Raw genomic sequence first — 26027 nt, forward strand, 5'->3', positions numbered from 1 at the left:
TTGAAGCATAAAAAATCAAGCGTATTGTTTACTCCATTGTTGAATAATATTTGCCATCTGTTGTACACCGTCGGTTAGGCATGCCGGGCCAGGTTGTAAAATATCCGCCGATTTAATTTCAAAAAGCTGATCGTTTCGCACTGCCGGAATGTCATCCCAACCCTTTCGTTGCTTGACCATTTCTGCTTTGAATTTTCGACCACACCAGGAGCCGATGAGGATATCAGGTTGCTTTTCGATAATGCTTTGGCCATCAGCGATGATGCGATCTTTACCTAGACCGTTTCGCGACAGCTCCGAAAAGCAATCGATTCCTCCAGCGATTTCTATTAATTCAGATACCCACCGAATACCGCAAATATAAGGCTCATACCACTCTTCAAAATAAATCCTTGGACGGTGATTTAATGACTCGCTTTTCCGCTTAATGCTTTCAATATGAGTTTGTAACGATGCCATTAGGTTTTCTGATTTTTCCGGTTTACCGATCAGTCGCCCTAGGGTTAATAACATTTGAAAGATCTGCTCAATACTGCGCTGATTAAAAATATGCACTTCGACGCCCTGTCGAATCAGTTCAGCCGCAATATCGGCTTGCATATCGGAAAACCCTAAAACCAATTCTGGTTTTAAGGCCAATATTTTATCGATTTTCGCGCTCGTAAAAGCCGACACTTTGGGTTTTTCTTTACGCGCTTGTGCAGGTCGTACTGTGTAACCGGAAATTCCGACAATGCGATGCTGCTCACCCATGAGATAAAGTGCTTCGGTTGTTTCTTCAGTCAAGCAAACAATGCGAGAGGGATAACTGCTGAGCATAATGGTGTTAATTTTCGATAATAATGAATGTGCGTTGCACTTTACAGAAACTTCCGATAGAAAGCCAATCGATTAAAACTTTCGTGATTGCTTATCGAAAGGTATCACGTTGGATAATTGATGTGCCAGCTCTTCAGAACGACAAGGAGGTGAAAAATAATACCCTTGAAATAAATGACACCCTTGTTGTTTAAAAAACTCTACCTGCAGTTTGTTTTCTACACCTTCTGCGACGACCTCCAATCCAAGTTGAGATGCCATACTGATAATGGTTTTAGCAATGGTCTCACTGTCCTTATCACCAGGAATATCATTGACAAATGACTTATCGATTTTCAACTTATCCAGAGGTAATTTTTTCAAATAGGATAACGATGAGTAACCAGTACCGAAATCATCGAGAGAAATTTTAATCCCTTTATTTTTTAAACAACGCAATACGTCAACGGCGTGATCCATATCGATCATCAACATACTTTCAGTAACCTCGAGTTCCAAACTGTCGACCGGTAATCGCGTCGTTTCAAGCATACTCTCTATGTAAGGGATCAGGGATTTATGCGCAATTTGTCGCGCCGACAAATTAACCGTCACATAAAGCTCACGATTATAGTTTTCTCGCCACTGCTGTACTTGTCGACAGGCTTCCGCTAGTACAAATTCACCTAACATCAGAATACTGCCCGACTCTTCCGCAACCGGAATAAATTCCAGTGGAAAGATCACATGTTCCTGTTTATGTTGCCAACGCACTAACGCTTCAACTCCTTTAAAATTACGCGTTTGAGTATCAAATTGTGGTTGATATACCAGAAACAAATCTTTTTGCTTTATTGCCTGTCTTAACTCCACTTTCAATCGTTCTTTACGATTGATCTGTTCTTCCATGCTCGGATGAAAAATGACAATTCGATTTCGGCCCATACTTTTCGCATGATACATCGCCATGTCAGCACGTTTGATAGCCGCGTCAGCTTTATCTGCATCGTGTGGAAAAAAAACTATGCCCTGACTGATGGAAATAGAAATTTCGTGACGACCAATAAAGGTTTCCTTTTTTACCTCATGCCGTATTTTTTTCGCAATCGTTATGGTGTTATGTTTGGCTCGCTCAAAATCGTCACCAATTTCAGCGAGCATAATAACAAACTCATCGCCACCAAAACGCGCTACCGTATCACTTTCACGGCAGTGTTTTTTAATTCTGGCCGCAGTAGCTTGCAGCAAAAGGTCGCCCACCGAATGCCCCAACGTATCATTGACGTTTTTAAACAGATCCAGATCGACAAATATGACCGCTCCTATTCGGTGATGACGACGTGATAATGCAATGGCTTGTCCAAGACGATCCATTAACAGGGTACGATTGGGTAAGTCGGTCAATTCGTCGTGCTTTGCTAAGTGCTCTGCCTTTTCAGTGCTTTGCTTTTGCTCGGTAATATCTACCGCAACACTAACAACGGCTGGGATTTGACTTTTTTTACGCACAAAAGGCACTTTGGCCATTTGATAAAAACGCGTTTCCGAAAATCGAGGGGCAACTTCGACTTGCTGATGCGTGCTGCCACTTTGACGTCCCATTATTTTTTCATCTTCCCCCAATAAAGGCTCCAAATGTGGTTGCTGTTGCATCAACTGTGTCCGTGTGGTTTGCTTCAGCTCGGAAAGGGTACGGTCGAATACACGAGTGGATTCGAGATTAGCCAGTATGATTTTTCCGGTAGCATCGCTAGCAAATATGGCATGGGGAACCAGGTTAATGATTTGCTTTAGCTGTGCTTCACTGAGCGATAACTCACGTGTTCGACGCTTAACTTCTCGACGTAAAATAACAGCCAATAGCGTAACGAAAACCATACTGCCCAGCAGTATATAAAGTGTGTACAACAACCACTTGGGGAACTCGGTTTTTGCTTCACGATTGATCCAGCGATCGGTAATTTGATAATAAACGGATTGATTGTCCGCTTTCCATTTCAGTAGCGATTCGTCGATGGTCTGTAACAGTTCAGAGTTCAAACCTTTTTTAGTCGCAAATAAAACAGGAAACGGATTAAACATGAGATCCGAACGTGCGACACGGTACTGGTCCTCGATCACGAATCCGTAATGACTGTTTACTATACCTGCTTTCACCTGCTTTGAATCGATGGCCTCAAACACTTGCTGAAACGAATCCATCGGTCGAATCACACAATCAACACCGAAGTTTTTACACAATTCAATAAATCGCAAACCACTAATGCCATTTCGTAATACCGCGACTTCTTGGTGGTCCAGCTCTAGAAAATTTCGAATTTCATAACCGGGCTGTGTGTACAATTGCCCCCAAACACTGAGGACACTTTGCTCAGAAAAGTCAAAATAACGTGCTCTTTCTTCTGAAAAGCCAATGGCGCTCATAACATCAAGCTCACCACGTTGAAGTCGCTCCAATTGATTGGCCCAACTGTCCATCACCCACTCAACTTGCCAATGATTCAACCGAGCCACTTCTTCAACCAACTGTGGCAGAATACCAACCGTTTCACCTTGCTCATCAATAAACACCAGAGGTGGCATTGGCGCACCACCAATGAGTACACGGCGAGGAGGTTCGGCTGCATCAAGTAAAGTAAAAAACAGCAACAGGCTGGCAGTTAAGAAAACACGCACAAGGTAAAATCTCAAAAAGTAGTAATTGTAACCCTAGCGCAGAAAGTGTTATTCACAAACAGATTTTTCGCTACTAGACTTAAATGGACTAAAAACTTTCTTGTTTAAAACCGTAAATGAGAAATTGTTCACATATTGCTTTGCATCATTAACGCCCTTAAACCGAACAATTGCTACAAAATTTCGATATTGCTTGAATTTTTTTACTGCATCATCAACTCTTTTTTAACACCTTTTGGAGAAGGAAATCGAAATGTCATTGCCCGATAACATCTTTAAGCAGGCAGTTGATAACGCATTGGATATTATTGTGATAACTTCCGTCAATGAGCACGATCCGGGGGACAATCAGATTGTGTATGTGAACGAAGCCTTCGTATTGCACTTTGGTTATCGCAAAGAAGAAGTGATGGGCAAAAGCCCGCGCTTTTTACAAGGTAACGAAACCGATAAAGAAACACGCGATCGTATTCGTGAAGCACTGGCACAAGGCTGGCCGATCCATACCGAAATTGTGAATTACGGAAAAGATGGTAATAAATACTGGATCGACTTAAAAATGGTACCGCTCTACGACGATCAAGGAAAAGTCACTCACTATTTGTTCATTGAGCGCGACTTGTCAAAGCGCAAATCAAGAGAACATCAGCTGTATCAGGAAGCGACCATAGACGGTTTAACACAACTTTATAATCGTCAACACACCTTCCAATTGGCAACTCAACTGCTTGAGAAAGCCAATCGCTACCAAGGTCATTTGAGTGCGTTAATGTTGGATATTGATCATTTCAAAATAATTAATGATACTTTCGGCCATCCAACCGGTGATCGTGTGTTACACCAGCTTGCTTTTCTACTCAAAAAACACATTCGAAAAGCCGATGTTCTTGGTCGAGTTGGTGGTGAAGAATTTTTAATTATGTTGCCCGAAATTGATTTAAAAGATGCGAAAGCCTTTAGCGAAAGGATTCGGCAACAAGTGGCGAAATACGACTGGTCACGACAAGATGTGGATCGTCGTATCACCATCAGTATCGGCGTTTCCGAATTTGTTTCTGATGATACACTGGAATCCCTGATAAAACGTGCAGACAAGGCACTTTACCAAGCTAAGCATAGCGGTCGAAATCGCGTGGTCGCATTAAGCGCTTAACATCAGTAAACTTTGCGATTCATTTATCGACGAGACAACCCGTGAGTAAGCCCACCTCATATCAATGCCCTGTTACACCGTTTGCGATAAAGCGATTTCCAGGCAAAACCATTGCCTGGCAGGAAGATAAGATTGCGGTTGAAGAACCTTTGCAAATTCGCCTTAAATGGATGCCTGATAAGCGCCAAGTACTATCCATTACATTACGCTCACCAGGCGATGATATAAATCTCATTCTAGGTTTCCTCTTCGCAGAAGGAATCATTCAACGACGTACTGATGTTAAAGCGATAGAACAAGAATACGAGTCGGAACAATTATTACAAAACCAATGGTCAATCACTCTCGCCGATCACTGCCGTCCCGAACTCGATAGCCTATCCCGAAATCTCACGGTACATTCGGCTTGTGGCCTTTGCGGAAAAACAACATTACAAGCGCTGGAATTAAACAATCCGCCAGCGATACCAGAACTCCATGAAACGATAACGCCGCAAACACTTTTCCAGTTACAGCACACATTACCGGCGCAACAAAGTGGCTTTCAACAAACCGGTGGTATGCACGCTTGCGCTTTATTTGACTTCAGTGGTAACTGCATTGCAATGCGTGAAGATATAGGTCGACATAATGCGCTCGACAAACTGGTAGGACATCAGCTGCAACAGAAGCATTTGCCTGCTAATCATCGCATACTATGGCTAAGCGGTCGCGCCAGTTTCGAATTGGTTCAAAAAGCTTTAATGGCAGGCATTCCCATCATATGCGCCGTGGGTGCACCGAGTAGCCTGGCCATTCAAACCGCTCAAAGATTTGGTATAACGCTCATCGGTTTTTTACGTGACCAGAGCTTTAATGTTTATCACGGTGATTGGCGGATTAAGTTCTAAGCTCTCATAAACAGTCAACCGTAGGATGAGGTGAAGCGAAAACCAATCAAGCAACTAGCAACTAGCAACTAGCAACTAGCAACTAAATATATTATTTCCAGGATAGAAAAATGTCGAAGAACATTACCGCATTGTCAAAACGCAAAGGTTTAACCGATAACCTGTTCGAACGCATTGTTGAAAGTAAAAATGCGGAACATCGACAACAAATAGCGCGCGACTTTTTAATTGGCGAAGCCATCGTACAGGGTACGGCATCGTTTTATGATTTTATCGATGGAAACAACGCCAATAAAAAAGCCTACGTGTGCAACGGCTCTTCTTGTTTGTGTGCCGGAACTCAACCAACCGTTGCGGAAACATTACTTAAACATTTTCGGCAAGAAGAAATAGGTCACGTTGCCTGTTTAGGCCGTTGCCATGAAAATCATTCGTTTCAAATTAACGGCGAGAATTTTTCGGGAAGTGACCTGCAACAAATTGACGCTATATTGAACAAAAATGTTGACAGTAAAGAAAATTATCATGTTCAGGCACTGTGTGAAACACCCATTCTGACAACGCCTATTGAAGACATCGCCGAGTATTACCAGTTATTCACCACATTATTGACCAAGCAGAGTCCAGAAGACTTACTGCAAGAAATCATCGATTCCGGTTTACGCGGCCGTGGTGGCGCTGGTTTTCCTACGGGTATAAAGTGGCAAGTCTGTCGTCAGACCAACGATAATGAAAAATACATTGTTTGCAACGCCGATGAAGGTGATCCGGGAGCCTTTAGCGATCGGTACTTGTTAGAACATCAACCGCATTCGGTACTGTTCGGAATGTTAATAGCCGGATACATTGTCGGTGCGCAAACGGGTATTCTTTATATTCGCGACGAATATCCCGACTCGATTGACCTTTGTGAACAAGCCATCGAAGAGTTTGAACAACTGCAATTACCTTTCGATTTTAACTTCAAAATCATACGTGGAGCAGGTGCGTATATTTGTGGTGAAGAAACCGCACTGTTACGCTCCATTGAAGGGCAAAGGCCCATGGTCTCCACTCGGCCACCTTATCCAGTCACCGAAGGCCTTTTCAATAAGCCCACCGTACTCAATAACGTAGAAACCTTTGCCGCCGTGCATTGGATATTACAGCAGGGAGCGCAAGCGTTTAAATCTCGCGGAAATCAAAAGTCCACCGGTACGAAACTGTTATCGCTCGACAGTGCATTTAAACGCCCCGGCATCTACGAAGTGGATATGAATACACCGTTACGTCATGTGATAGATGCAGCTAACGGTTTTAGTCAACCGATGAAAGCGTTGCATATTGGCGGCCCGTTGGGTGGTCTGGTACCAGTTGAATACATCGATAAGCTCACCGTAGATTTTGAAAGTTTTCACACGCATGGCTTTTTGTTAGGTCATGCTTCCATCATTGGCATTCCCGAGCAATTGCCACTCATCGAATACATGGAGCACCTGTTTGAATTTACGGCCGTCGAAAGTTGTGGCAAATGTTTTCCTTGTCGACTTGGCGCTACACGCGGTAAAGAAATGATTCGCAACGCCATTGATGGCCATTCAAAAATAAATGCAGACTTACTCGACGATCTTTTAGAAACGATGGAATTGGGATCGTTATGTGCATTAGGTGGTGGCGTCCCTCTCCCCATAAAAAATATTCTACAGCACTTTTTGGACGAGCTTTCTGAATACTTCACACCAAAAAAGCAATCCCATATTCCGATTGTCGAGGTAAACGCATGAAGCACCCAAATTCTAAAGGTACAGATTCAAAGCCCCTTGCATTTATTGATGGCCAGCCACATGAAATAATACCGGGTGAAACCATTTTACATTTCGCAAAGCGAGTGCAAAAACACATACCGACACTTTGCGACGACCCTCGACTTGAAGCCTATGGCGCCTGCCGTGTTTGTTCTGTTGATGTGGCCTTAACGGCCGATGGCCCTACAAAAGTGGTCGCGGCCTGCCATACCCCCATAAGCGAAGGAATGCACATTCAAAGTGAAAGTCAACGCGTACAAAAGTTACGGCGTAATATCATCGAACTGGTGTTGACCGATCACCCGCTCGATTGTCTGACCTGTGAAGTGAATGGAAACTGTGAATTACAAGATGTCGCTGCCGAAGTGGGTATTCATCAGGTTCGATATACCCCAGGGCGGAACCATTTAGATTACGAAAAAGATACGTCGCATCCTTACATGCGTTCCGATCTTTCCAAGTGCATCAACTGCTATCGTTGTGTACGCGCTTGCGATGAAATTCAAGGAGAAATGGTACTGAATGTCGATGGTCGAGGTTTTGACAGCCGCATTATAAAAGGCATGGATACTAACTTTGAAAGCTCGCCTTGCGTTTCTTGCGGTGCTTGCGCGCAAACCTGCCCGACAGCAGCCATTTCCGATACGTTTTTTTCCAAGTCCAAAGAAGCGACGGAAAAAGTAAGAACGATTTGCTCTTACTGTGGTGTGGGTTGCAATCTGGAAGTTTCGGTAAAGAACAATGAAATTCTCTCAATTCGAGCGCCAAACGATGCCGAAGTCAATGCTGGGCACACCTGTTTAAAAGGACGCTACGCTTGGCGCTTTTACAATCACCCGGAACGATTAACTCAACCCTTGATCCGAAAAGCGAATCAATTTGTCGAGGCAAGCTGGGAAGAAGCCTACGACTTTATCGTGCAAAAGTTGGTAAACATCAAGCATCAGCATGGTGCGGATGCCATTGCCGGCATTTCTTCCGCTCGTTGTACCAATGAAGAAAATTATCTAATGCAAAAATTAATGCGCGTTGCGATAGGAACCAACAATATCGACAGTTGTGCACGCGTTTGCCATTCACCGACAGCTTATGGAATGCAACAAAGTTTTGGCACCGGCGCGGCAACTAATTCAGTTAAAGATATTCTGCTCACCGATTTTATTATGATCATTGGTGCTAACCCAACGGCCGCACATCCGGTTACAGGCGCAAAAATTAAACAGCGATTAATGAAAGGGTGTGCATCGATTGTTGTCGATCCGGTGAAAACTGAAGTGGCCAAGTACGCGACTTATCATCTTCAATTACGGCCCGGCACCAATGTCGCTGTATTAAATATGATGGCGCATTACATTATCGAAGCCAACTTGGTTAACCAGGCCTTTATCGATCAGCGCACAGAAGGCTGGCAAGATTATGTCACCGCAATAAAACGTCTGGATATGGATCAATTGTCCAGTATTTGCGGTGTTGAAAAAAATTTAGTGAAACAGGCAGCCATTGCCTACGCCAGCGCACCTTCTGCGATGAGTTTTCACGGTTTAGGCGTAACCGAGCATTCACAAGGATCGCGCACCGTCATGAGCATCGCCGATTTGGCGATGATGACTGGCAATATTGGTCGGCCAGGTGTTGGTGTCAATCCACTTCGCGGTCAAAATAATGTTCAGGGTGCGGCCGATATGGGTTGCCAACCCCATCAAGGCGCGGGTTATTTGCCCGTGAATGATGAAAACAACCAACGATATTACCAGGAAAAATACGGTGTTGAGGTACCGAAAAATATTGGTTTGAAAATTCCACAGATGTACCAAGCGGCTCAACAAGGTCGTTTGAAAGCCCTCTGGATCATGGGGGAAGATTTGGCGCAATCGGATCCGAATCATCATTACGTTGTGGATAGTTTACAAAAGCTCGACTTTTTAGTGGTGCAAGAAATTTTTCTCAGCGAAACCGCCAAACTCGCCGATGTCGTGTTGCCTGGCGCATCCTTTTTGGAAAAATCCGGCACCTTTACCAACGGTGAACGCCGCATTCAAGCAGTACGAGCAGCCGTTAACCCCATTGAAAATGCCAAGGTGGACGGTCAAATCGTGATCGATGTGATGCGACGCATGGGTGTCGAACAACCCGATTATGATCCTTCCGTTCTATTAACGGAAATTTCACAAATCGTTCCTTTTTTTAACGGTGTGAAATGGGAGACGCTGGGAGACAACGGCAAACAATGGCCAGTGCTTGCAGATGGCAGTGACACCAAAATCTTGCATACCGAAACGTTTAAGCGTGGCCTCGGTAAATTTCACTATTTTGATTGGGAAGAAAGCAACGAAGTTGTCAATCATGGTCAAGATTTTCCATTTATTCTCACTACGTCCCGCAACCTGGAACACTATAATGCAGGCACCATGACTCGACGCACCAATAACAAAGATATTGTCGACGAAGATGTTTTGTTGATTCATCCGCTTGATGCCGAAAAAAAATCGGTGAAAACCAACCAAAAAGTACGTTTGTATTCCGCTCGAGGAGAAGTTCATCTCAAAGCCAAAGTGAGCGAAAAAGTTAAGCCCGGAATACTCTTCACCACTTTCCATTTCCCAGACGATATGGTGAACAACATTACCAGCAGTGAGAGTGATCGAGAAACCCTGTGCCCAGAATATAAAGTAGTCAGTGTGGATTTTGAGCGCGTCGCATGAACGCGCACTTCTTCAAGAAGCCACCTCTAAAATAGAGTTTTGATGTTGAGTCAAGGTGTAGATGATTGGAGGAGCAGCGCAAATTCCAAGGCAGGCAATAGTTCTGACATAATCGGCACTTTCAAGATAACTTTGAGTTAATCTTGAGCGAACAAGTGGCCAGGGTTAACTTCGGCTCTAATTGTAGTATCATTGCCACGAGTTGAAACCATAACCAAGCAATGAATATGTCCCAACCTTTAGTCACGGTAGGTGTGGCACTGTATAATCATCAAGATTACATTGTGCAATGCCTTGCCTCTGTAACAGAGCAGTCCTATAAAAATATCGAGCTCATTGTCATAGACGATGGATCTAAAGATAATTCTTATCAAGTTGCTAAAGAATATTTAGAACGTCAAAATATTAATCCGAATTTTCGCATCATTACACGTCCAAACAAAGGCATGTGCAATACTCTTAATGAAATTGCACGCAGTGCCCAGGGTGAATATATCTCCTTTATAGGTTCAGATGACTATTGGAAAGAAAATAAAATTGCCGATCAGGTCGAGTTTCTGGAGTTACACCCTGAGTATGTTTTGGTCCATTCGAATTCTATGAAAGTAGACAGTCACAACAATGAATTAAAACCGATTGACTACTCGAAAAAAGTCAACCAAGGCAATGTTTACGAAGCACTGATCAAACGTACCGGAGGCATTAATACGCCATCACACCTTTATCGAACCAGCATTTATCAGAAAATCGGTTACTACGATCCGACCTTTCGATTTGAAGATACCGATTTTTGGTTAAGACTGTCTAAAGCTCACCAGGTAGGCTTTATCAATAAAATACATACTTACTATCGTTGGCATGGCGAAAACTTAAGTGATTCCAAAAACGCATTAACCTTTTATTACGACGAGCTTATCAGGATATACCAAAAAAACATCGACGATAAAAAGCTCAGAAATTTCGCCATTGCGAAGATGTATAAAAAGTGTGCTCAAAAATCGTTGAAAGCTGGTCGCTTAATTGATACGTTTCAATACCTTTTAAAATTTTTAAAACAAAAATAACGTTCCCCCTCAATAACAAAATACAGGAAACGCTGCAAGATGTCGGATCAATCACTGAATAATTTGTATCAATCCAAAAAAGATTATTACTCAGGAACTCGACGGGAAATGTTACCTTTTGTTCCGGATAACTGTAAAAAAATATTGGAAGTAGGATGTGGCGAAGGTGGTTTTTTAGCTTCAGTAAAACAAAACCACTCTCTAGAAGCCTGGGGGGTTGATATCAGCGAAAAATCGATTGAATTGGCGAAAGATAAAATTGATAAAGCCATTTGTACCAACTTAACGGAAGATATGAGCGTACTACCCGATGGCTACTTCGATGCGATATTCTTTAACGATATGTTAGAACACATCGTCGATCCTCGATTATTGTTAGCAACCATTGGCTCAAAGCTTTCGGAAAAAGGTATTATTGTCGCTTCTATTCCCAATGTAAGGCACTTTAAAGTATTGCTAATGCTATTATTTGCAAAAGATTTTAAATACGAAAAAGCAGGTGTCATGGATGAAACACATTTACGCTTTTTTACTCGAAAAAGTATGATTCGCTTGTTTCGTGATGCGGGCTACGAAATAGAACAAGTTGTTCCTATTAATAAAAGCAAGTCCATCCGACCTAAACTCCTTAAACTCTTAACGTTGGGTCTTATTGGAAACGATATCAGCTACTTACAATTTGTTGTTGTCGGCAAAAAAAACTAAGTCTTGTTTTTATGTGATTTTTCGGTCTGCTTAAACCATAATCCCATAAAATCTTTCGTTAATTTTTGTTCAATTTCAATGGCTAATTCAGTGGGACAAAAAATCGTAAACTGCATAACCAGTTTACCCAAATCGGTGGTCTGAACCCGTATATCCGGTTCTGGTCCATGAATATTGACGTCCAGCCTCTTTTCTATCAACAAACTGTACCGCTGCGCAACATCATGAAATGACTCACAATACTGCTTGGCCTTATCCAACATCGACTGTTTAATCTTAAAAATATCGACCAAGGGCTCAACCGTTATTTCGAAACAATGTGAAGCATAGCGCTTCAAATAGTTAAAGTTTTTAACTGCCATGGTTACGAAGCGGCTATTAGGTACGGTCAGTGTTTTACCTGTGTAAGTGTAGGTATGATAGTCTACTTCAAGTAACGTCACTTTTAACCAGTCACTGTTAGCCACCTCGCCGCAATGTTCATCAACCTGGATCCAATCACCGACTGCAAAGGGTTTGGTGCTGTAAATATAAACAAAACCCAATAAGCATTGTATGTATTCTCGAGTAGCAAGAATAATCGCTACAGTAAAGGCGGCGATGGATAAAGCAAAACTTTGAATTTCGACCGACCAGATGATAAAAATCAGAATAAAAACTAAGAAATTACTCAAGTTACGAATGGCAGAAATCATGGAGCGTCGATCAATGCGCTTGCGCTTTGCTCGCTTACGAATTGAGCGAATGATCGCTTCACGGATCACTAACATGAGAACTACGAAAATGACAGAACTCAATGCCTTATGGTCAAAGATCAGAGCTACAGTTTGTTCAAGTAATGACATTAGACTGGTTATTGTTCAGAATATTTAATTAATGGGCGTTGACTAATGGTCCGGCAACTTCGGTTCGCTTCGCTTTTCCAGCAAGCACTTCTACAATGGTTAAAGCGAACTCAATAGCCGTTCCTGGACCTTGGCTTGTAATGATTTTTTGATCACGATCAATGACAACATGGTCATGAGCTCGTATCACCGTTGACGGCAAATGCGAATGAAATCCAGGATGACAAGTGGCGATTTGTCCAAGTAAGCGATGTTTATATAGTATGACAGCGGGAGCCGCACAGATGGCACCAATCCAGCGTTGTCTTTTTTTCTGCTCCTGCAATAGCTGAAGCAACCTGACATTCTCAGCAAGATGCTGCGCTCCTGGCATACCACCCGGTAGTACAATAGCGTCGAATTTTTGCGCTTCCAGTTGATTGATATGCGTATCGGCAAATAATCGCACACCGCGTGACATGTCACAAATCAGTTCACCGTTTGCATTGCAGGCTGCCAATGTCGTATTAAAGCCGGCACGAATCAAAATATCGACAAGGGTAACGGTTTCAATTTCTTCGCTACCATTGGCAACGGCAATTAAAATATCAGCTGACATATTTCTTTTAAATTTTTTACAGTCATTGTCTCATTGTATCCGAACAACAGAAAATTACATCCTTGTAATTCAGGTTACTCACGCTGACCTTTTATTTACGCTTATGCAACTTTATTCAAGTTTGCTAAACAACCTTGCCATCCCTGCTGGTGTTTATCACAAGTTTCCTGGTCGACAAATTCTTTGTGGATCAAGGTTACCGACGAATTCTGTTCATTAAGTGCCGCAAACAAAACTTCCACTTGAGTGGTATGCGGACTGCCTTCCCATTGCCAACTGAATGCAATTTTTTGATTTTCAACCACTTCCAAGTATTCTCCACCGACAATATGTTGCTCCCCTGATGGATCTTGCATAACGATACGGTAACGGCCACCGGTTTTCACATCGGCCGTTGCTTCCGGCACCGTCATATCTCCCGGAGCAAACCAGCGCTTGATGAGTTCAACATCACTCCAGGCTTGAAATAGTCGAGTTAATGGTACATTAAAACTTTGTTCGATCGTTAATTGATGCATGTTCAATTCTCCTCTTGGTCGAGATTCAGGGATAAGCTTTGCAGTCGTTTCTGCCAGAAATTTCGGTAAATACTGATCCAGTCGAGTGCTTCAGTGAGAGGTTCTGCGGCAAGACTCAGATGATGTGCGCGTCCTTGCTGTCGACGGGTAATGAGACCGGCTTTTTCCAACACTTTCACATGTTTGGAAACAGCGGCAAGCGACATTTCAAAATGGGATGCCAGCTCGTTCATGGTCCTTTCCTGGTCAGCAAGCAAGTGAACCATTCGACGACGACTGGGATCGGCCAGAGACATAAAGATTTGATCGAGTTGAGCCTGTTTAGCTTCGGACATAGCACACCAATATTCAACCATTTGGTTAAATATTAGGGCAATCCAACCAAATATTCAACTAGTTGGTTGAATATATTTATGCCTACATCAACATGCTTTTCAATTCTTTGAGTTCCTGCTGAGATTCTTGCAGGATTTTAATGCTAAATTCCGGAGTCGATTCGCCGACTTGAATACGCCGAAAAGCAGGCAGATCGTTTAAATGCGGTAAATTATGGTATTTGTGTTTTTGTATATATTCATGCAAAAGGGCGATGTTAAGCAGATCCGAGTAATCTGGATACATGATTTGCTCTTTGTGCCAATGTTCCAGGTATTTCATGCACTGATAATACACATCACCCAGCTGCCATTGCTCAATGATATCGCAAGCAACCTGAGATTTGTGCGCTTCCACCAAGGATTCCACCATGTCACTTAATTTTAAAAAACCCTGATATTCCGCGGCAAACGAATAAATGGAAAGCTCACCAATTTGATGAAGCAACCCCGCCATCATCGCGACTTCCGGTTCAAAGGCAAGCTGACTTTTTTTGGCTAAAACGGCGCAAATAACCGCCACATCCACACTGTCACGCCAAATCTCTATTAATATTTTGCTTAACGCCTTGTCATCGGATTTAAAAAGCTCCCGCAGACTGAATATGGTGACTAATTGTTGAGTGGTCTGTTTTCCTAAACGAATCACAGCATCGGTCAACGATCGGATCGGTGCTACGCCTCGATACAATGCGGAGTTAGCCGAACGGATCAGTTTCACCGACATCGCCGGATCCAGCATGATCACCTGAACCAATTCTTCCATGGAGTGGTCTTCGCTCTTTGCAAACTTTCTTATCTTTACTGCAACATCTGGCAATGAGGGTAAAGGCAGCTCACCCTTTATAATCGCTTGCCTGATTTCCTGAGAGATCATTTCCGGTGTCAGCTGGGAATTATTGAACTCCACCAGCTTATCCCCTAACTCCTCTTCATTGTGTTTGTGCAAAATGTAAGTAAGTAACTCATGCTGAATCTTTAAAACCAACACTCGCGTAAGGCTGGTCGCCGTATATTTGCGCGGTCGAAGCGTCGCCAGCGGTCGAAGTACATCTTTACTTTCGGCCTCAACCTCATGACTTTTGCCATCTGCTGCAGTAAGGTGCAGGCGACCCGACAGGAGAAAATAGTCAAATTGGTCACGATCATGAATCGTGAAAAGGATTCGCCCCTTAGCAATAGGTTCCAGCTCTACCTGACCAGCAATAATCACTTTTTGCTTATCGTTCAGGTACTCAAACGCAGTAAACCGGGATAAAGCTTCTAGTTTTTGTTCAAAAGACGCCATTTTCGCTCCTTCGAATACCGCAAGCACCGCTCTTGGCCGAAGATAACTCGTTGAAATAACAAAAGTTACTTTGAAAACTTAGTTCACACCTGCAGAAATAACAACCGACATTCGAGTCTATTAGCGATCAAAACCTACCTATCCGTAACATTGCGTGTTGCCTCACATTTCCAGTGTAAATAAAAAATTGAAATTTTATGTCAAATCAGTCATATTTCTGCTCCATTTGGCTAAGTAATATTCAACTTCATTAATCACTTGCCATAATTGTTCTTTTAATCAGAGAAAACCGGAAGTTATGCCCTATCAGGATCAAATATCATCGGTCGCCTTAATAGCGGATCACATTCGTGAATCAGTAGACAAAGCGATCCAGTCGCTAGAAACCTATCATTCTGATACCGAGGCATCACCCGCCCGAAAAGCGGCCTGGTCAAACCTGTACCAACTCAACCGAGTATTTACTTTTATTGAATTGCCAGCGGCAACGGTGCTTACACGAGACATTTGCAATATTTTAAAAGCATTGAAAGATCCCTTTCGTCCAGAGTACGAAGTGCTATTGGAAACCATCATTTACAATTTGACGTTGCTGGAACGCTACATCGACTTTATTTGCAGTAAACCTTTCGACTTACCTCAACTGTTATTCAACCCGATCAACGAATTACGTAGCATCGCCAATATGCCTCCTTTTGCTGAATTTAGCTTTTTCAAGGTGGACCATCGAAAAGTTCGAAGTAATGAGAATACTCAACCCAAAATCGATCGTTATGAAATGGTGAAAGTGTCACGCCGCCTGCGCCAAATGTTCCAGATGGGACTGATCGAAATCATTCGAAAAACAAACATTAACGGCGGCCTAGGCATGATGGCACGCGCTGTCGATAAACTGGAACAAAAATGCGGTAGTCCTTTCGCCCCGAATTTATGGTGGATAGCACTAGGCGCACTTCAAGGGTTTCAGTCGGGTGGTTTACTGCTGACCAACTCTCGCATCAAACAGTTTGCCAAGTTGGACTTGCAAATTCGAGAGCTGAGTCGCATGGATCAAAACTTGAATTACGATAACCGCAAAAAAGCAGAACAATTGGCATTCGAGCTTTTGTATCTGGTTAACCTTTCAGACGCCAATGACGAAATCACACAAGAACTCAAACAACATTTCGAATTGCCCAACACCGGACTGACTGAGCGTAATTTAACTCAGGAGTTTTTGTTACTGAAAGGTCTCAATGAAGACGATTACGCCACTCTGTTTAATAATATCCTTGATACCATCTTGAAGGTACAAACCGATCTGATTGCCGAAGATTACGAGGCAGATTCAGTCGAAATAACCCAGCTGTATGAGCAATTGAAGCAACTACACAGCCTGTTCTCCGTGTTGGAGTACCTAGAATTACAAAGTACGTTAAATGAAGCCTGCCATCGAGTGCACACCTGTGTGCAAAAAAGTCAGCCATTGTCGGATCAAGATCGACAGTTTGCCAGCGCGTGTCTTTCACAAATTGAAGACACGTTGAATGACAGCAGTCAAAGCTCTCAAGCCGGTCAAACCAATCTTAAGCGTCATCAATTAAGTCAAGAGCAAATCGCTGCCTGCAACTTAGCGCGTAAACAAATCCATCAAATTTTTACTCAAATCGAAAGTTACAGTAAACAGGAATACGATCCCGAGTTATTAAGTTCTCTACCATCGTCATTACAACGTGCCGCGGATGAAATGCGAAAGCTCGATAATCACGACATGCTGACACTCACCAATGAATTGATCGAGTTGTGTGAGTCGCATTTCCTAAAACAATCGGCAAGCTTATCTGAACTCGAGTTGCTGGCAGATATTCTCTGTAGCATTGAATTTTTTCTGGAAACACAGGAAAACCAATACACACCCAGCCCGAAAATTTACCAATTCGCCGACGAAACACTGGCAAAATTAAAAGCTTTTGCACAAGTTTAACTTATGCACTGGTTACTACTGGTTACCCTGATTTGGGCGTTTAGCTTCTCCCTTATCGGGGTTTACCTTGCAGGAGAAGTGGATGGTTTTATTGCCGTTTGCAGTCGCATGGTATTGGCGACACTGATTTTTCTCCCGTTTCTGAAAATCCGTCAAAATCAACTCACAACACAACTCAAATTAATGCTGATTGGTGCAGTGCAAATTGGTGTTATGTATCTTTTTTTCTATCACAGCTTTCTTTACCTATCTGTCGCTGAAGTTTTATTGTTCACCATTTTCACTCCCCTCTACGTAACATTAATTGACGATGTTTTTTTTATTAAACACATGCGCTTTCACTGGCTCGGTCCAGCAGCATTGGCAGTAATAGGTGCTGCAATAATCCGATACCACAGTGTCAGCTCCGAATTCCTTGTTGGTTTTCTTTTGGTTCAGGCAGCCAATATTTGTTTCGCGTTTGGACAAGTTGCCTACAAACGATTGGAGCTGGGTGACCATATACAACAAAAGCACTCGTTCGCACTGTTTTTTATCGGAGCCACTATCGTTAGCTTTATTGCCATGGGACTGTTTGCTGACTTTAGTAAACTTCCAAAAAGCACTATAGAAATCAGTGTGTTGCTTTGGCTCGGTGTCGTTGCTTCTGGTCTCGGTTATTTTTTATGGAACTACGGTGCAAAACAAGTGAATACAGGACAATTAGCAACAATGAACAATGCACTTATTCCAGCAGGACTATTGGTTAACTTTTTAATTTGGGAAAAGCCAACCAATTATTTCACGTTAACCGTTGGTGGCATTTTAATTGCTTTATCCGTTTATTTAACGCGTAGAAAAACAACACATTCTTAATCGATGCCTATTAAAAAAAACAACTGATTTCATGGCACTTGAGTGAGCTCTAAACGACAGCCCCCAATGAGAAGTACTTCATCATAACAACCTCCTTAATCTCTCTATGTAATCTAACAGACCAGCAAAAGCATCTCGAATTGCAAATAGTTTCAATTTGAGATTTACAATCCGTTTACATTAAAAATAAGTTTACCTAGGATGATCTCGCCTTGAGTTTATCGCTCTTGGCTTTTTTAAATTAAATGGAGACATAATTAAAATGAAAAATACATTAGCAAGAAAAGCAACATTATTATTACTTAGCGCTGCAGCGAGCAGCTTTGCTTTAGCCAGCAACAAAAATATAAAAGACATACCCGAAGTAGAAGCGGATAAAGCAGCACCTATGGCCGCATCATCAAGCACCACAATGAAGTGTTTAGTCGACACACCGAAATGGGACAGCTGGGGCTACGGAAATTGTTTCTCTGCGGATTGGGCTCGTACCACAACGGCTTACTTTCAAATCGAAGGTGGCCCTTCCAGTAATTATAAAGTCTATTGGTCCGACTCTCGATGCAGCAATACTTCCAAAAGTTGCTCATTGCCGATTAGACAATATCAATCGATTTCTTTAAGTGCAGATATTCTCGATCTATCCAACAATACCTTTACCTCGGCGCAAGCGACAGCGCACTACGAAGGTATGCACTAATCGATGGATGCGCCTGAATATTCAGGCGCATTTTAGATCATTTGAATGGTATTTTATTTCCTTGCTCATCCACATTCACAAACGTAATTCGAGTTTCAAACAAAAGCGTTTCTGACTGCTCTCGCGTTCCCGTAACAGAGACATGGTAGTTTAAAGACGTTAGGCCTTTCTTTTCCAGTTGAACTGCAAAGCGAATGATCTCACCACACTCTATACGATGTTTAAATTCGACATTATCGAGCGCAACGGTCACAAAACGACGACCAGGAAAATGTAAATTGGCCGACATATAGGCCACTTCATCAATCCACATCAATAAATACCCACCAAACAAAGAGCCTTGGTGATTCATATGTTCTGGCAACACCAATTTGTGATGTTGCATTACTTTTGTATTCGACATAAACAATACCTTTGCGAGTTGCGAGTTGCGAGTTGCGAGTTGCGAGAAAATTATGATATTTCATTTTTTTCAAAAAACAGGTCCGTTTTTACTCGGTACTCGAAACTCATGACTCGTAACTGATTTTCTTTTACCACTGCAAAGCAGCACCCGCTTGGTATTCAGTCACACGAGTTTCAAAAAAGTTTTTCTCTTTCCGCATATTGGCTTGTTCATCGAGCCAGTTCAATGTTGCTTCGGCGCCAGGAAAAGGTTCGGCAATTTTTAACTGCTTGGCTCGACGATTCGCCAAAAATCGAAACTGCTCGCTGTGGGCTTCGGCAGAATAACCCAATATGGGTTCAGGCAATAAAAACTTAGCGTAAGCGGATTCTGCAGCTTCTGCTTCCATCCACATTTCGATTAATGCTTTGGGATCCAGAGTCAAATTTTCTTCTTTTAGTATTTCTTTAACAACTCGAATACCAAAAGCACAATGCAACACTTCATCCCGCATGATGTATTGTAACTGTTCTCCCGTTCCTTTCATTAACCCTCGGCGCTGTAAAGCAAATACAGGACTGAACCCATTATAGAACCAACAACCTTCAAAAACGGCAGCGAAAAACAGGTACGACATAATAAACAGCTCAAGATCATCACGATTTCGCAAATCGATAGAAGAGCTCATGACCGCATTTAATCGACGATTGGCAATTTTAATTTTACTGTAAATGGCGGGCATCACCCGATAGCGATTGTAAATGTCTCCCTGCTCCAGGCCAATGGTCTCGATACAATGTTGATACGTCCAAGTATGGAGTGACTCTTCGTAAACCTGACGGGCCTGATATATTTGCAGTTCCGGCGCACTCATCTTTTCCATGACCGCCAATCCGATATTGCGCATCGCAAGAATATCCGAAGTCGTCAGATACGCCAGTACATTTTCATAAACGTGTTTTTCTTCAACGGTCAACTTGTGATGATAATCGTGCACATCCTGTGTCATATTAATATCCAGAGGCGTCCAGTGATTTTTATTGCCGTTCAAAAAAAACTCCCAGGCCCAAGGGTATTTAAAAGGTGCCAATTGATTGACATCGGTTAACCCGTTAACCACTCGTTTGTCTTCCGCTCGTACCGGCGGTAATACATCGTTAAATGACTCTTCAACTTTCGTCGGTTGCGACTCCGTTACCGTTTCAATTTCAAGAGGCGGTATTGCAACCGCGAGCGGGTTATCCCAATTTAATGCTTTCATCATTTTCTCCTTACTGGCAGGCTTCGCAATCGGGGTCGAGAATAGAACAGACTTTCGCTTCAGTCGCAATCATCGATTCCTCAGCGTTTTCAGGAGCTTGATCTTTCACACTGAATTTTTCCGCCTGAGTGGCACCCAATGAACGTAAGTAGTAGGTGGTTTTGAGTCCACGCGACCACGCTGTCTTGTACAAGTTATCCAATTTTTTTCCGGACGGTTCCGCCATGTACAGGTTTAAACTCTGCGCTTGGTCGATCCATTTTTGACGACGTGCTCCGGCTTCCACCAACCAACGCGGATCGATTTCAAATGCGGTAGCAAAAATCGACTTAACTTCAACGGGTATGCGCTCGATCGGTTGAACGGAACCATCAAAATATTTCAGATCATTGATCATCACACTGTCCCATAGACCTAACTGTTTAAGCCTGGTGATCAAGGCGTGGTTACTCACGGTAAACTCACCGGACAAGTTGGATTTCACATACAGGTTTTGATAAGTCGGCTCAATGGATTGCGAAACGCCAACGATATTTGAAATGGTGGCGGTTGGCGCGATGGCCATCACATTCGAGTTTCGCATGCCATATTGTTGTACCAGCTTACGAACAGGTTGCCAGTCCAAATGTGCAACGGTATCGAATGTACAATAGCCTTCTCCGCGTTGACGCTGTAACTCTATTAAAGAATCAATCGGAAAAATATTCTGTTCCCACAAGGATCCCGTATAACTTTCATAACAACCACGCTCTTGTGCTAACAATGCCGAAGCTTCAATCGCAAAATAGGAAATTTGCTCCATGGTCCGATCCGCAAACTGAACGGCCTCTACACTCGCATACGGAATATTCAACAAATACAACGCGTCCTGAAAGCCCATCAGCCCCATACCAATCGGTCGATGTTTTAAGTTCGAATTACGCGCTTTCTCCACGGGGTAAAAATTTATGTCGATGACATTATCCAGCATTCGAACTGCGGTTCGCACGGTATTTTGCAATCGCGTCACATCCAACTCTGCATTTTTAATATGTCGCGACAAGTTGACTGAACCCAAGTTACAAACTGCAATTTCCTGCGCATTGGTATTTAGAGTAATCTCAGTACACAGATTAGAAGAATGCACAACGCCCACATGTTGTTGCGGCGAACGCAAATTGCAAGGATCTTTAAACGTGATCCAGGGATGACCAGTTTCAAACAACATCGATAGCATTTTTTGCCACAACTGTTTCGCCTGCACTTTTTTGAACAACCGAATTTCACCACGTTCGGCCTTCGCCTCGTACTCACAATATTTTTGTTCAAATGCACACCCGTAAAGATCGTGCAGCTCGGGCACATCGTTGGGCGAAAAGAGCGTCCACGCTTCTTCATCAAACACCCGCTTCATAAACAGATCCGGGATCCAGTTAGCGGAATTCATATCGTGTGTTCGACGGCGTTCATCACCGGTATTTTTGCGCAACTCGAGAAAATCTTCGATATCCAAATGCCAGGTTTCGAGATACGCACACACAGCGCCTTTTCGTTTGCCCCCCTGGTTAACCGCAACGGCGGTATCGTTAACCACTTTTAAAAACGGGATCACCCCTTGCGACTGGCCATTAGTACCTTTGATGTGCGCGCCGAGTGATCGTACCGGAGTCCAATCATTACCCAGTCCACCGGCCCACTTTGACAATTGTGCGTTATCCGCGACCGCTTGATAAATGCTTTCCAGATCGTCATCCACGGTAGTGAGGTAACAGCTGCTCAGTTGTGATCGGCGTGTGCCGGAGTTAAATAACGTGGGTGTCGAGCACATGTAGTCGAAAGAAGAGAGCAAGTTGTAAAACTCAATTGCGCGTTGATTCGGATTGTCTTCTTTAATCGCCAACCCCATAGCCACTCGCATAAAGAAAATCTGCGGCAACTCCAATCGCGTCTCACGCCAGTGCAAAAAATATCGATCATAAAGTGTCTGTAATCCAAGATAAGTAAACTGACGATCGCGTTCCGGTCGCAGCGCTTGAGCGAGGTGTGTCAAGTCAAAACTCAACAACGACTCATCCAGTAACTCTAAAACCACCGATTTTTCAATGGTGGCCGGAAAGGCATTAAGGTAGAGGTTGTCGTCAGCTGCATCCAACTCGAGAAAATCGGCGACTTGTTGTTGTAAATTTTGATTCAACAATTGCGCGCAAACGTAAGAGTAATTGGGCTCTTGCTCAATCAAAGGACGCACGGTCATCAACAATGCCGTACTCACATCACGGAGCTTGATCCCAGAATAAAGGTTCGCTTTCGCCAGCTGAAAGACTTTGTCTGCATCAACGTCTTCGAAGCCATAACACGCGTTATGAATAGACTGCTCCACTTTTGATAAGGGTAATGATTGCTGCTCACCATTTTCGAGCACTACATTAATGGATTCTGAACTCGATTCAAGTTCCGCGGCTTGACCGGCTTGTGTCATTTGACGGTGGTGTGCATGTTGTTCGCGATACAGTACGTAAGCCCGCGCCACTTTTTGCATACCTTGGCGCATCAGACCCAATTCCACCTGATCCTGTATGTCTTCAATATTAATTTGACCGCCACTGGGAAACTGTCGCTGAAACCGGTCAACGATATCGCTGGTTATCTGTTGAACCAGGTTACGTACACGCGATGAGCCAGAAGCGCTTTGACCTTCTACAGCCAGAATCGCTTTGGTCATTGCCATAGCGATTTTTTCGACTTCAAAATCGACGGCTTCGCCATTGCGTTTGATCACCCGAAAAGTCGAAGGGAGTGCTCTTGGGGATAAGTCGGAATATGTGTGTTGATGCATGATGAGTCGCGTCCTTTAAGTTTATGAAAACCCACGCGACACCATTGAACACGGATATCGGCCAAATAAGAGACGGCCTCAACAAGACACCGACAAAAGTACCTTATTCAACTCAACGTGTCCAATCACCTTAATATCGCGAAGGCGCTTAGGGCCTGTTTATCTTTCATTAGTCATCACTGTTGCGTCTAAAACTCCGTCAATCTAGGCGTGAGGAGTGCGGTTTGGTCGTTCCAAATAATCGACGAACAACAACGAGTGACGGAGTTTTAGCCGCAACCCGCAGGGCTGGGGCTATTTTTTCACCCAGCCGCGTTGTCGGTCGCGTTAATAGAATAACTATTAATCGCTCGCTCCGCCTTGCTGGACAAAAAAATAACCTCCAGTAGTGACGACCAATGAAAGATAAACAGGCCCTTCTTCTTTGGCAGGTCTTCGGACTTCAGAGTATGGAGTGAATCACTCCGCCTTAAGTAACGGCTTCCCACAAGTGAATTGCAGTGCCTGTAACCCATTGTTCGCTGCTCAATGTTTACCGGTTACTTTCGTTCTCTGTTACCGCTGCGCGTCAGTTCCGGATTTGCACCGGATTCCCTCTTAGCAACCGACCGATATTCGACTAGGTTTCGTTCAAACATTTCGACTTTGTTTAAAGCCTAACCAACTATCTAGTAGTTGAACCAAAGCATTAATACTATATATTGTGATCTTTTGCTTTGGCAAATTGTTTTAACGATATTTTGATTGAGTGCTCGCTTCTCAAACATTTTATGATGGGTATTCTCTGTCATTCTGTTTACACTACACTTTCAGTAGAACAACTAATCGAATCAAGCGAGTCCATGCGCAGAGGTCACTTTCCCCAAAACGACGATCAACAAGTCAGTTGGCACACATTGAAGCAATTACTTCCCTATTTGTTGGAGTTTAAATCACGTGTGCTACTCGCATTGCTCTGCCTGATAGCGGCCAAAATTGCCAGTGTCGGCATGCCCTTTATTCTCAAATACACGGTGGATTCGCTGAATATCGAGTCGGACCTGGAAAAAATTCTGACGGTGCCAGTTGCGCTCATCATTGCCTATGGCTCAGTGCGGTTAGCCAGCGTATTGTTTGGAGAGATTCGCGATACATTGTTTGGTCGAGTGACCGAGCGCGCCATGCGCCGTATTGGGCTTACCGTATTTAAACACCTGCATGGACTCGACTTAGACTTTCACTTAAATCGACGAACCGGCGGTTTGTCGCGTGATATTGAACGAGGCACTTCGGGTATCAGTTTTCTGCTGCGTTTTATGGTGTTCAATATTGTGCCAACCTTGCTGGAAATCGCGATGGTTATGGCGGTGTTCCTTTACAGTTACGACATCGGGTTTGCAGTAATCATTGCAAGTTCGATTGTGCTCTATGTTTTTTGGACAGTAAAAGCCACCGAATGGCGTACTCGTTACGTTCGCGAAGCCAACGAAGCCGACTCGAGAACGAATACGGCAGCCGTTGACAGCCTACTCAATTATGAAACGGTTAAATATTTTAATAACGAAAGTTACGAAGCGCATCGTTACGATCAGGATCTCGCTGACTGGGAGCAAGCACGCCGTAAAAATCGCCTGACTTTATTTGCACTAAACGGTGGCCAATCAATGGTAACAGCCGTTTCAATGACATCGATGATGATGCTGGCCGCGTATAACATCGTAGATGGCAAAATGACGCTCGGCGATTTTGTATTAGTTAACGCCTTTATGATGCAAATATTCATGCCATTAAATTTTCTTGGCTTTGTGTATCGCGAAATGAAAGGCTCCTTAGCCAATATCGAGCAAATGTTTGCCCTGTTACGACAAGCACCCAAAATCAGTGACGTTAAAAATGCGAAAGAACTTGTCGTTCACCAAGGAAAAATAGAGTTTCGTAATGTCAGCTTTCATTATCAAGCGGAGCGATCAATATTAAAGTCGGTGAATTTGACCATACAACCCGGGCAAAAAGTCGCATTTGTTGGCAGCAGCGGCGCTGGAAAATCCACATTGATGAAACTCATGTATCGATTTTATGATCCCGTTGAAGGACAAATTTTGATTGATGATCAACCCATTGATCAAGTGACACAAAACAGCTTACGTAAAAATATCGGCATTGTTCCGCAAGATACCGTACTCTTCAATTCCACCATCGGAGAAAACATTCGGTATGGCAATATTGAGGCTTCTGAAGAACAAGTTAAAAACGCAATTTCTCATGCTTATCTCGACGACTTTATTAAGCAATTACCCGATGGACTGAACACATTGGTTGGCGAGCGAGGCTTAAAATTATCCGGTGGAGAAAAGCAACGAGTCGCCATTGCTCGTACTATTTTAAAAAAGCCACCCATTTTATTATTTGATGAAGCTACATCTTCGCTAGACAGTAAGTCGGAACAATTTATTTTAAAAGCGATTAATCATGTTGCGAAAAACCATACCAGTATTATGATCGCACATAGACTCTCAACCATTGTTGATGCGGATGTCATTTTTGTTTTGCATCATGGCGAAATTGTAGAACAGGGCAACCATCAAGCGCTCCTCAAACAACAAGGGCACTATGCCCGCTTATGGCATATTCAACGCGAAGAGCGTCAACAACAAAAAGCAGTTGTTGAAGTATAAAT

20 protein-coding genes and 1 riboswitch are annotated in these 26027 nt (G+C 43.2%); of the genes, 10 read left to right on the plus strand and 10 right to left on the minus strand.

Annotated features, from left to right (window positions below; genetic code table 11):
• Positions 1–15: 15 nt before the first annotated feature.
• The gene (locus ACTUJY_RS10675; protein WP_463616070.1) at positions 16–786 is read right to left on the minus strand and encodes an ABC transporter substrate-binding protein; all 771 of its coding nucleotides are present in this window, start codon (positions 784–786) and stop codon (positions 16–18) included.
• A gap of 105 nt (positions 787–891) precedes the next feature.
• Positions 892–3474 (minus strand): EAL domain-containing protein, encoded by a 2583-nt coding sequence (locus ACTUJY_RS10680; RefSeq protein ID WP_463616071.1) that lies wholly within the window; start codon positions 3472–3474, stop codon positions 892–894.
• Positions 3475–3727: 253 nt separating this feature from the next.
• Here ACTUJY_RS10680 and ACTUJY_RS10685 point away from each other — a divergent pair, with 253 nt between their 5' ends.
• The 6 genes from ACTUJY_RS10685 to ACTUJY_RS10710 all read left to right on the plus strand — a co-directional run bounded on the left by ACTUJY_RS10685 (position 3728) and on the right by ACTUJY_RS10710 (position 11772).
• Entirely contained in the window at positions 3728–4627 is a 900-nt protein-coding gene (locus ACTUJY_RS10685) for a GGDEF domain-containing protein (RefSeq protein WP_463616072.1), read from the plus strand.
• Positions 4628–4668: 41 nt separating this feature from the next.
• Positions 4669–5517, plus strand: coding sequence for a formate dehydrogenase accessory sulfurtransferase FdhD (gene fdhD, locus ACTUJY_RS10690; RefSeq protein ID WP_463616073.1), 849 nt, complete (start codon positions 4669–4671; stop codon positions 5515–5517).
• A 110-nt stretch (positions 5518–5627) separates the two neighbouring features.
• Positions 5628–7280: an NADH-ubiquinone oxidoreductase-F iron-sulfur binding region domain-containing protein gene (locus ACTUJY_RS10695; RefSeq protein ID WP_463616074.1), complete on the plus strand. Its 1653-nt coding sequence runs from the start codon at positions 5628–5630 to the stop codon at positions 7278–7280.
• Positions 7277–10003, plus strand: a complete 2727-nt coding sequence (gene fdhF, locus ACTUJY_RS10700; RefSeq protein WP_463616075.1) for a formate dehydrogenase subunit alpha — start codon at positions 7277–7279, stop codon at positions 10001–10003. Before ACTUJY_RS10695 ends, fdhF begins: the two co-directional genes overlap by 4 nt.
• Positions 10004–10230: 227 nt before the next feature.
• Complete coding sequence (locus ACTUJY_RS10705; protein ID WP_463616076.1) at positions 10231–11067, plus strand: glycosyltransferase family 2 protein; 837 nt, start codon at positions 10231–10233, stop codon at positions 11065–11067.
• Positions 11068–11106: 39 nt separating this feature from the next.
• On the plus strand, positions 11107–11772 hold the full coding sequence (locus ACTUJY_RS10710) for a class I SAM-dependent methyltransferase (protein WP_463616077.1): 666 nt from the start codon (positions 11107–11109) through the stop codon (positions 11770–11772).
• On the opposite strand, the gene ACTUJY_RS10715 is transcribed toward ACTUJY_RS10710, so the two are convergent.
• From ACTUJY_RS10715 to ACTUJY_RS10735, 5 genes are all read right to left on the minus strand, one after another.
• Positions 11769–12542, minus strand: a complete 774-nt coding sequence (locus tag ACTUJY_RS10715; RefSeq protein WP_463616078.1) for a mechanosensitive ion channel family protein — start codon at positions 12540–12542, stop codon at positions 11769–11771. The two genes, ACTUJY_RS10710 and ACTUJY_RS10715, sit on opposite strands and share 4 nt — an antisense overlap.
• A gap of 103 nt (positions 12543–12645) precedes the next feature.
• Positions 12646–13215 (minus strand): DJ-1 family glyoxalase III, encoded by a 570-nt coding sequence (locus tag ACTUJY_RS10720; protein WP_463616079.1) that lies wholly within the window; start codon positions 13213–13215, stop codon positions 12646–12648.
• Positions 13216–13316: 101 nt separating this feature from the next.
• Positions 13317–13733, minus strand: a complete 417-nt coding sequence (locus ACTUJY_RS10725; RefSeq protein WP_463616080.1) for an SRPBCC family protein — start codon at positions 13731–13733, stop codon at positions 13317–13319.
• A gap of 2 nt (positions 13734–13735) precedes the next feature.
• Complete coding sequence (locus ACTUJY_RS10730) at positions 13736–14068, minus strand: ArsR/SmtB family transcription factor (protein WP_463616081.1); 333 nt, start codon at positions 14066–14068, stop codon at positions 13736–13738.
• A gap of 82 nt (positions 14069–14150) precedes the next feature.
• The gene (locus ACTUJY_RS10735; RefSeq protein WP_463616082.1) at positions 14151–15395 is read right to left on the minus strand and encodes an HDOD domain-containing protein; all 1245 of its coding nucleotides are present in this window, start codon (positions 15393–15395) and stop codon (positions 14151–14153) included.
• Positions 15396–15693: 298 nt separating this feature from the next.
• Between ACTUJY_RS10735 and ACTUJY_RS10740 the strand changes: the two genes are divergently transcribed.
• The 3 genes from ACTUJY_RS10740 (at position 15694) to ACTUJY_RS10750 (ending at position 18910) form a co-directional block, all read left to right on the plus strand.
• Complete coding sequence (locus ACTUJY_RS10740) at positions 15694–17358, plus strand: hypothetical protein (RefSeq protein WP_463616083.1); 1665 nt, start codon at positions 15694–15696, stop codon at positions 17356–17358.
• Positions 17359–17361: 3 nt separating this feature from the next.
• Entirely contained in the window at positions 17362–18213 is an 852-nt protein-coding gene (locus ACTUJY_RS10745) for an EamA family transporter (protein WP_463616084.1), read from the plus strand.
• Between the two features lie 262 nt (positions 18214–18475).
• On the plus strand, positions 18476–18910 hold the full coding sequence (locus tag ACTUJY_RS10750; RefSeq protein WP_463616085.1) for a hypothetical protein: 435 nt from the start codon (positions 18476–18478) through the stop codon (positions 18908–18910).
• Between the two features lie 37 nt (positions 18911–18947).
• Here the strand turns inward: ACTUJY_RS10750 and ACTUJY_RS10755 are convergent, their stop codons facing one another.
• The 3 genes from ACTUJY_RS10755 to ACTUJY_RS10765 form a co-directional block, all read right to left on the minus strand.
• Complete coding sequence (locus ACTUJY_RS10755; protein WP_463616086.1) at positions 18948–19313, minus strand: acyl-CoA thioesterase; 366 nt, start codon at positions 19311–19313, stop codon at positions 18948–18950.
• Positions 19314–19443: 130 nt separating this feature from the next.
• Positions 19444–20556: a ribonucleotide-diphosphate reductase subunit beta gene (locus tag ACTUJY_RS10760; protein ID WP_463616087.1), complete on the minus strand. Its 1113-nt coding sequence runs from the start codon at positions 20554–20556 to the stop codon at positions 19444–19446.
• 10 nt (positions 20557–20566) lie between these two features.
• Positions 20567–23371, minus strand: a complete 2805-nt coding sequence (locus ACTUJY_RS10765) for a ribonucleoside-diphosphate reductase subunit alpha (RefSeq protein ID WP_463616088.1) — start codon at positions 23369–23371, stop codon at positions 20567–20569.
• Between the two features lie 409 nt (positions 23372–23780).
• A riboswitch (cobalamin riboswitch) is annotated at positions 23781–23999 on the minus strand.
• A 214-nt stretch (positions 24000–24213) separates the two neighbouring features.
• Between ACTUJY_RS10765 and ACTUJY_RS10770 the strand changes: the two genes are divergently transcribed.
• Complete coding sequence (locus tag ACTUJY_RS10770) at positions 24214–26025, plus strand: ABCB family ABC transporter ATP-binding protein/permease (RefSeq protein WP_463616089.1); 1812 nt, start codon at positions 24214–24216, stop codon at positions 26023–26025.
• The last annotated feature ends 2 nt before the right edge of the window (positions 26026–26027 follow it).

The organism is Pleionea sp. WD8-19 (genome assembly GCF_055326765.1).

Bases quoted from the DNA above. Each gene is read 5' to 3' on its own strand.
- ACTUJY_RS10685 (WP_463616072.1), top strand. From the start codon at position 3,728: ATGTCATTGCCCGATAACATCTTTAAGCAGGCAGTTGATAACGCATTG.
- ACTUJY_RS10765 (WP_463616088.1), bottom strand. From the start codon at position 23,371: ATGCATCAACACACATATTCCGACTTATCCCCAAGAGCACTCCCTTCG.
- ACTUJY_RS10695 (WP_463616074.1), top strand. From the start codon at position 5,628: ATGTCGAAGAACATTACCGCATTGTCAAAACGCAAAGGTTTAACCGAT.
- ACTUJY_RS10715 (WP_463616078.1), bottom strand. From the start codon at position 12,542: ATGTTAGTGATCCGTGAAGCGATCATTCGCTCAATTCGTAAGCGAGCA.
- ACTUJY_RS10770 (WP_463616089.1), top strand. From the start codon at position 24,214: ATGCGCAGAGGTCACTTTCCCCAAAACGACGATCAACAAGTCAGTTGG.
- ACTUJY_RS10760 (WP_463616087.1), bottom strand. From the start codon at position 20,556: ATGAAAGCATTAAATTGGGATAACCCGCTCGCGGTTGCAATACCGCCT.
- ACTUJY_RS10745 (WP_463616084.1), top strand. From the start codon at position 17,362: ATGCACTGGTTACTACTGGTTACCCTGATTTGGGCGTTTAGCTTCTCC.
- ACTUJY_RS10710 (WP_463616077.1), top strand. From the start codon at position 11,107: ATGTCGGATCAATCACTGAATAATTTGTATCAATCCAAAAAAGATTAT.
- ACTUJY_RS10725 (WP_463616080.1), bottom strand. From the start codon at position 13,733: ATGCATCAATTAACGATCGAACAAAGTTTTAATGTACCATTAACTCGA.
- fdhF (WP_463616075.1), top strand. From the start codon at position 7,277: ATGAAGCACCCAAATTCTAAAGGTACAGATTCAAAGCCCCTTGCATTT.
- ACTUJY_RS10750 (WP_463616085.1), top strand. From the start codon at position 18,476: ATGAAAAATACATTAGCAAGAAAAGCAACATTATTATTACTTAGCGCT.
- ACTUJY_RS10720 (WP_463616079.1), bottom strand. From the start codon at position 13,215: ATGTCAGCTGATATTTTAATTGCCGTTGCCAATGGTAGCGAAGAAATT.
- ACTUJY_RS10755 (WP_463616086.1), bottom strand. From the start codon at position 19,313: ATGTCGAATACAAAAGTAATGCAACATCACAAATTGGTGTTGCCAGAA.
- ACTUJY_RS10735 (WP_463616082.1), bottom strand. From the start codon at position 15,395: ATGGCGTCTTTTGAACAAAAACTAGAAGCTTTATCCCGGTTTACTGCG.
- ACTUJY_RS10705 (WP_463616076.1), top strand. From the start codon at position 10,231: ATGTCCCAACCTTTAGTCACGGTAGGTGTGGCACTGTATAATCATCAA.
- ACTUJY_RS10730 (WP_463616081.1), bottom strand. From the start codon at position 14,068: ATGTCCGAAGCTAAACAGGCTCAACTCGATCAAATCTTTATGTCTCTG.
- ACTUJY_RS10740 (WP_463616083.1), top strand. From the start codon at position 15,694: ATGCCCTATCAGGATCAAATATCATCGGTCGCCTTAATAGCGGATCAC.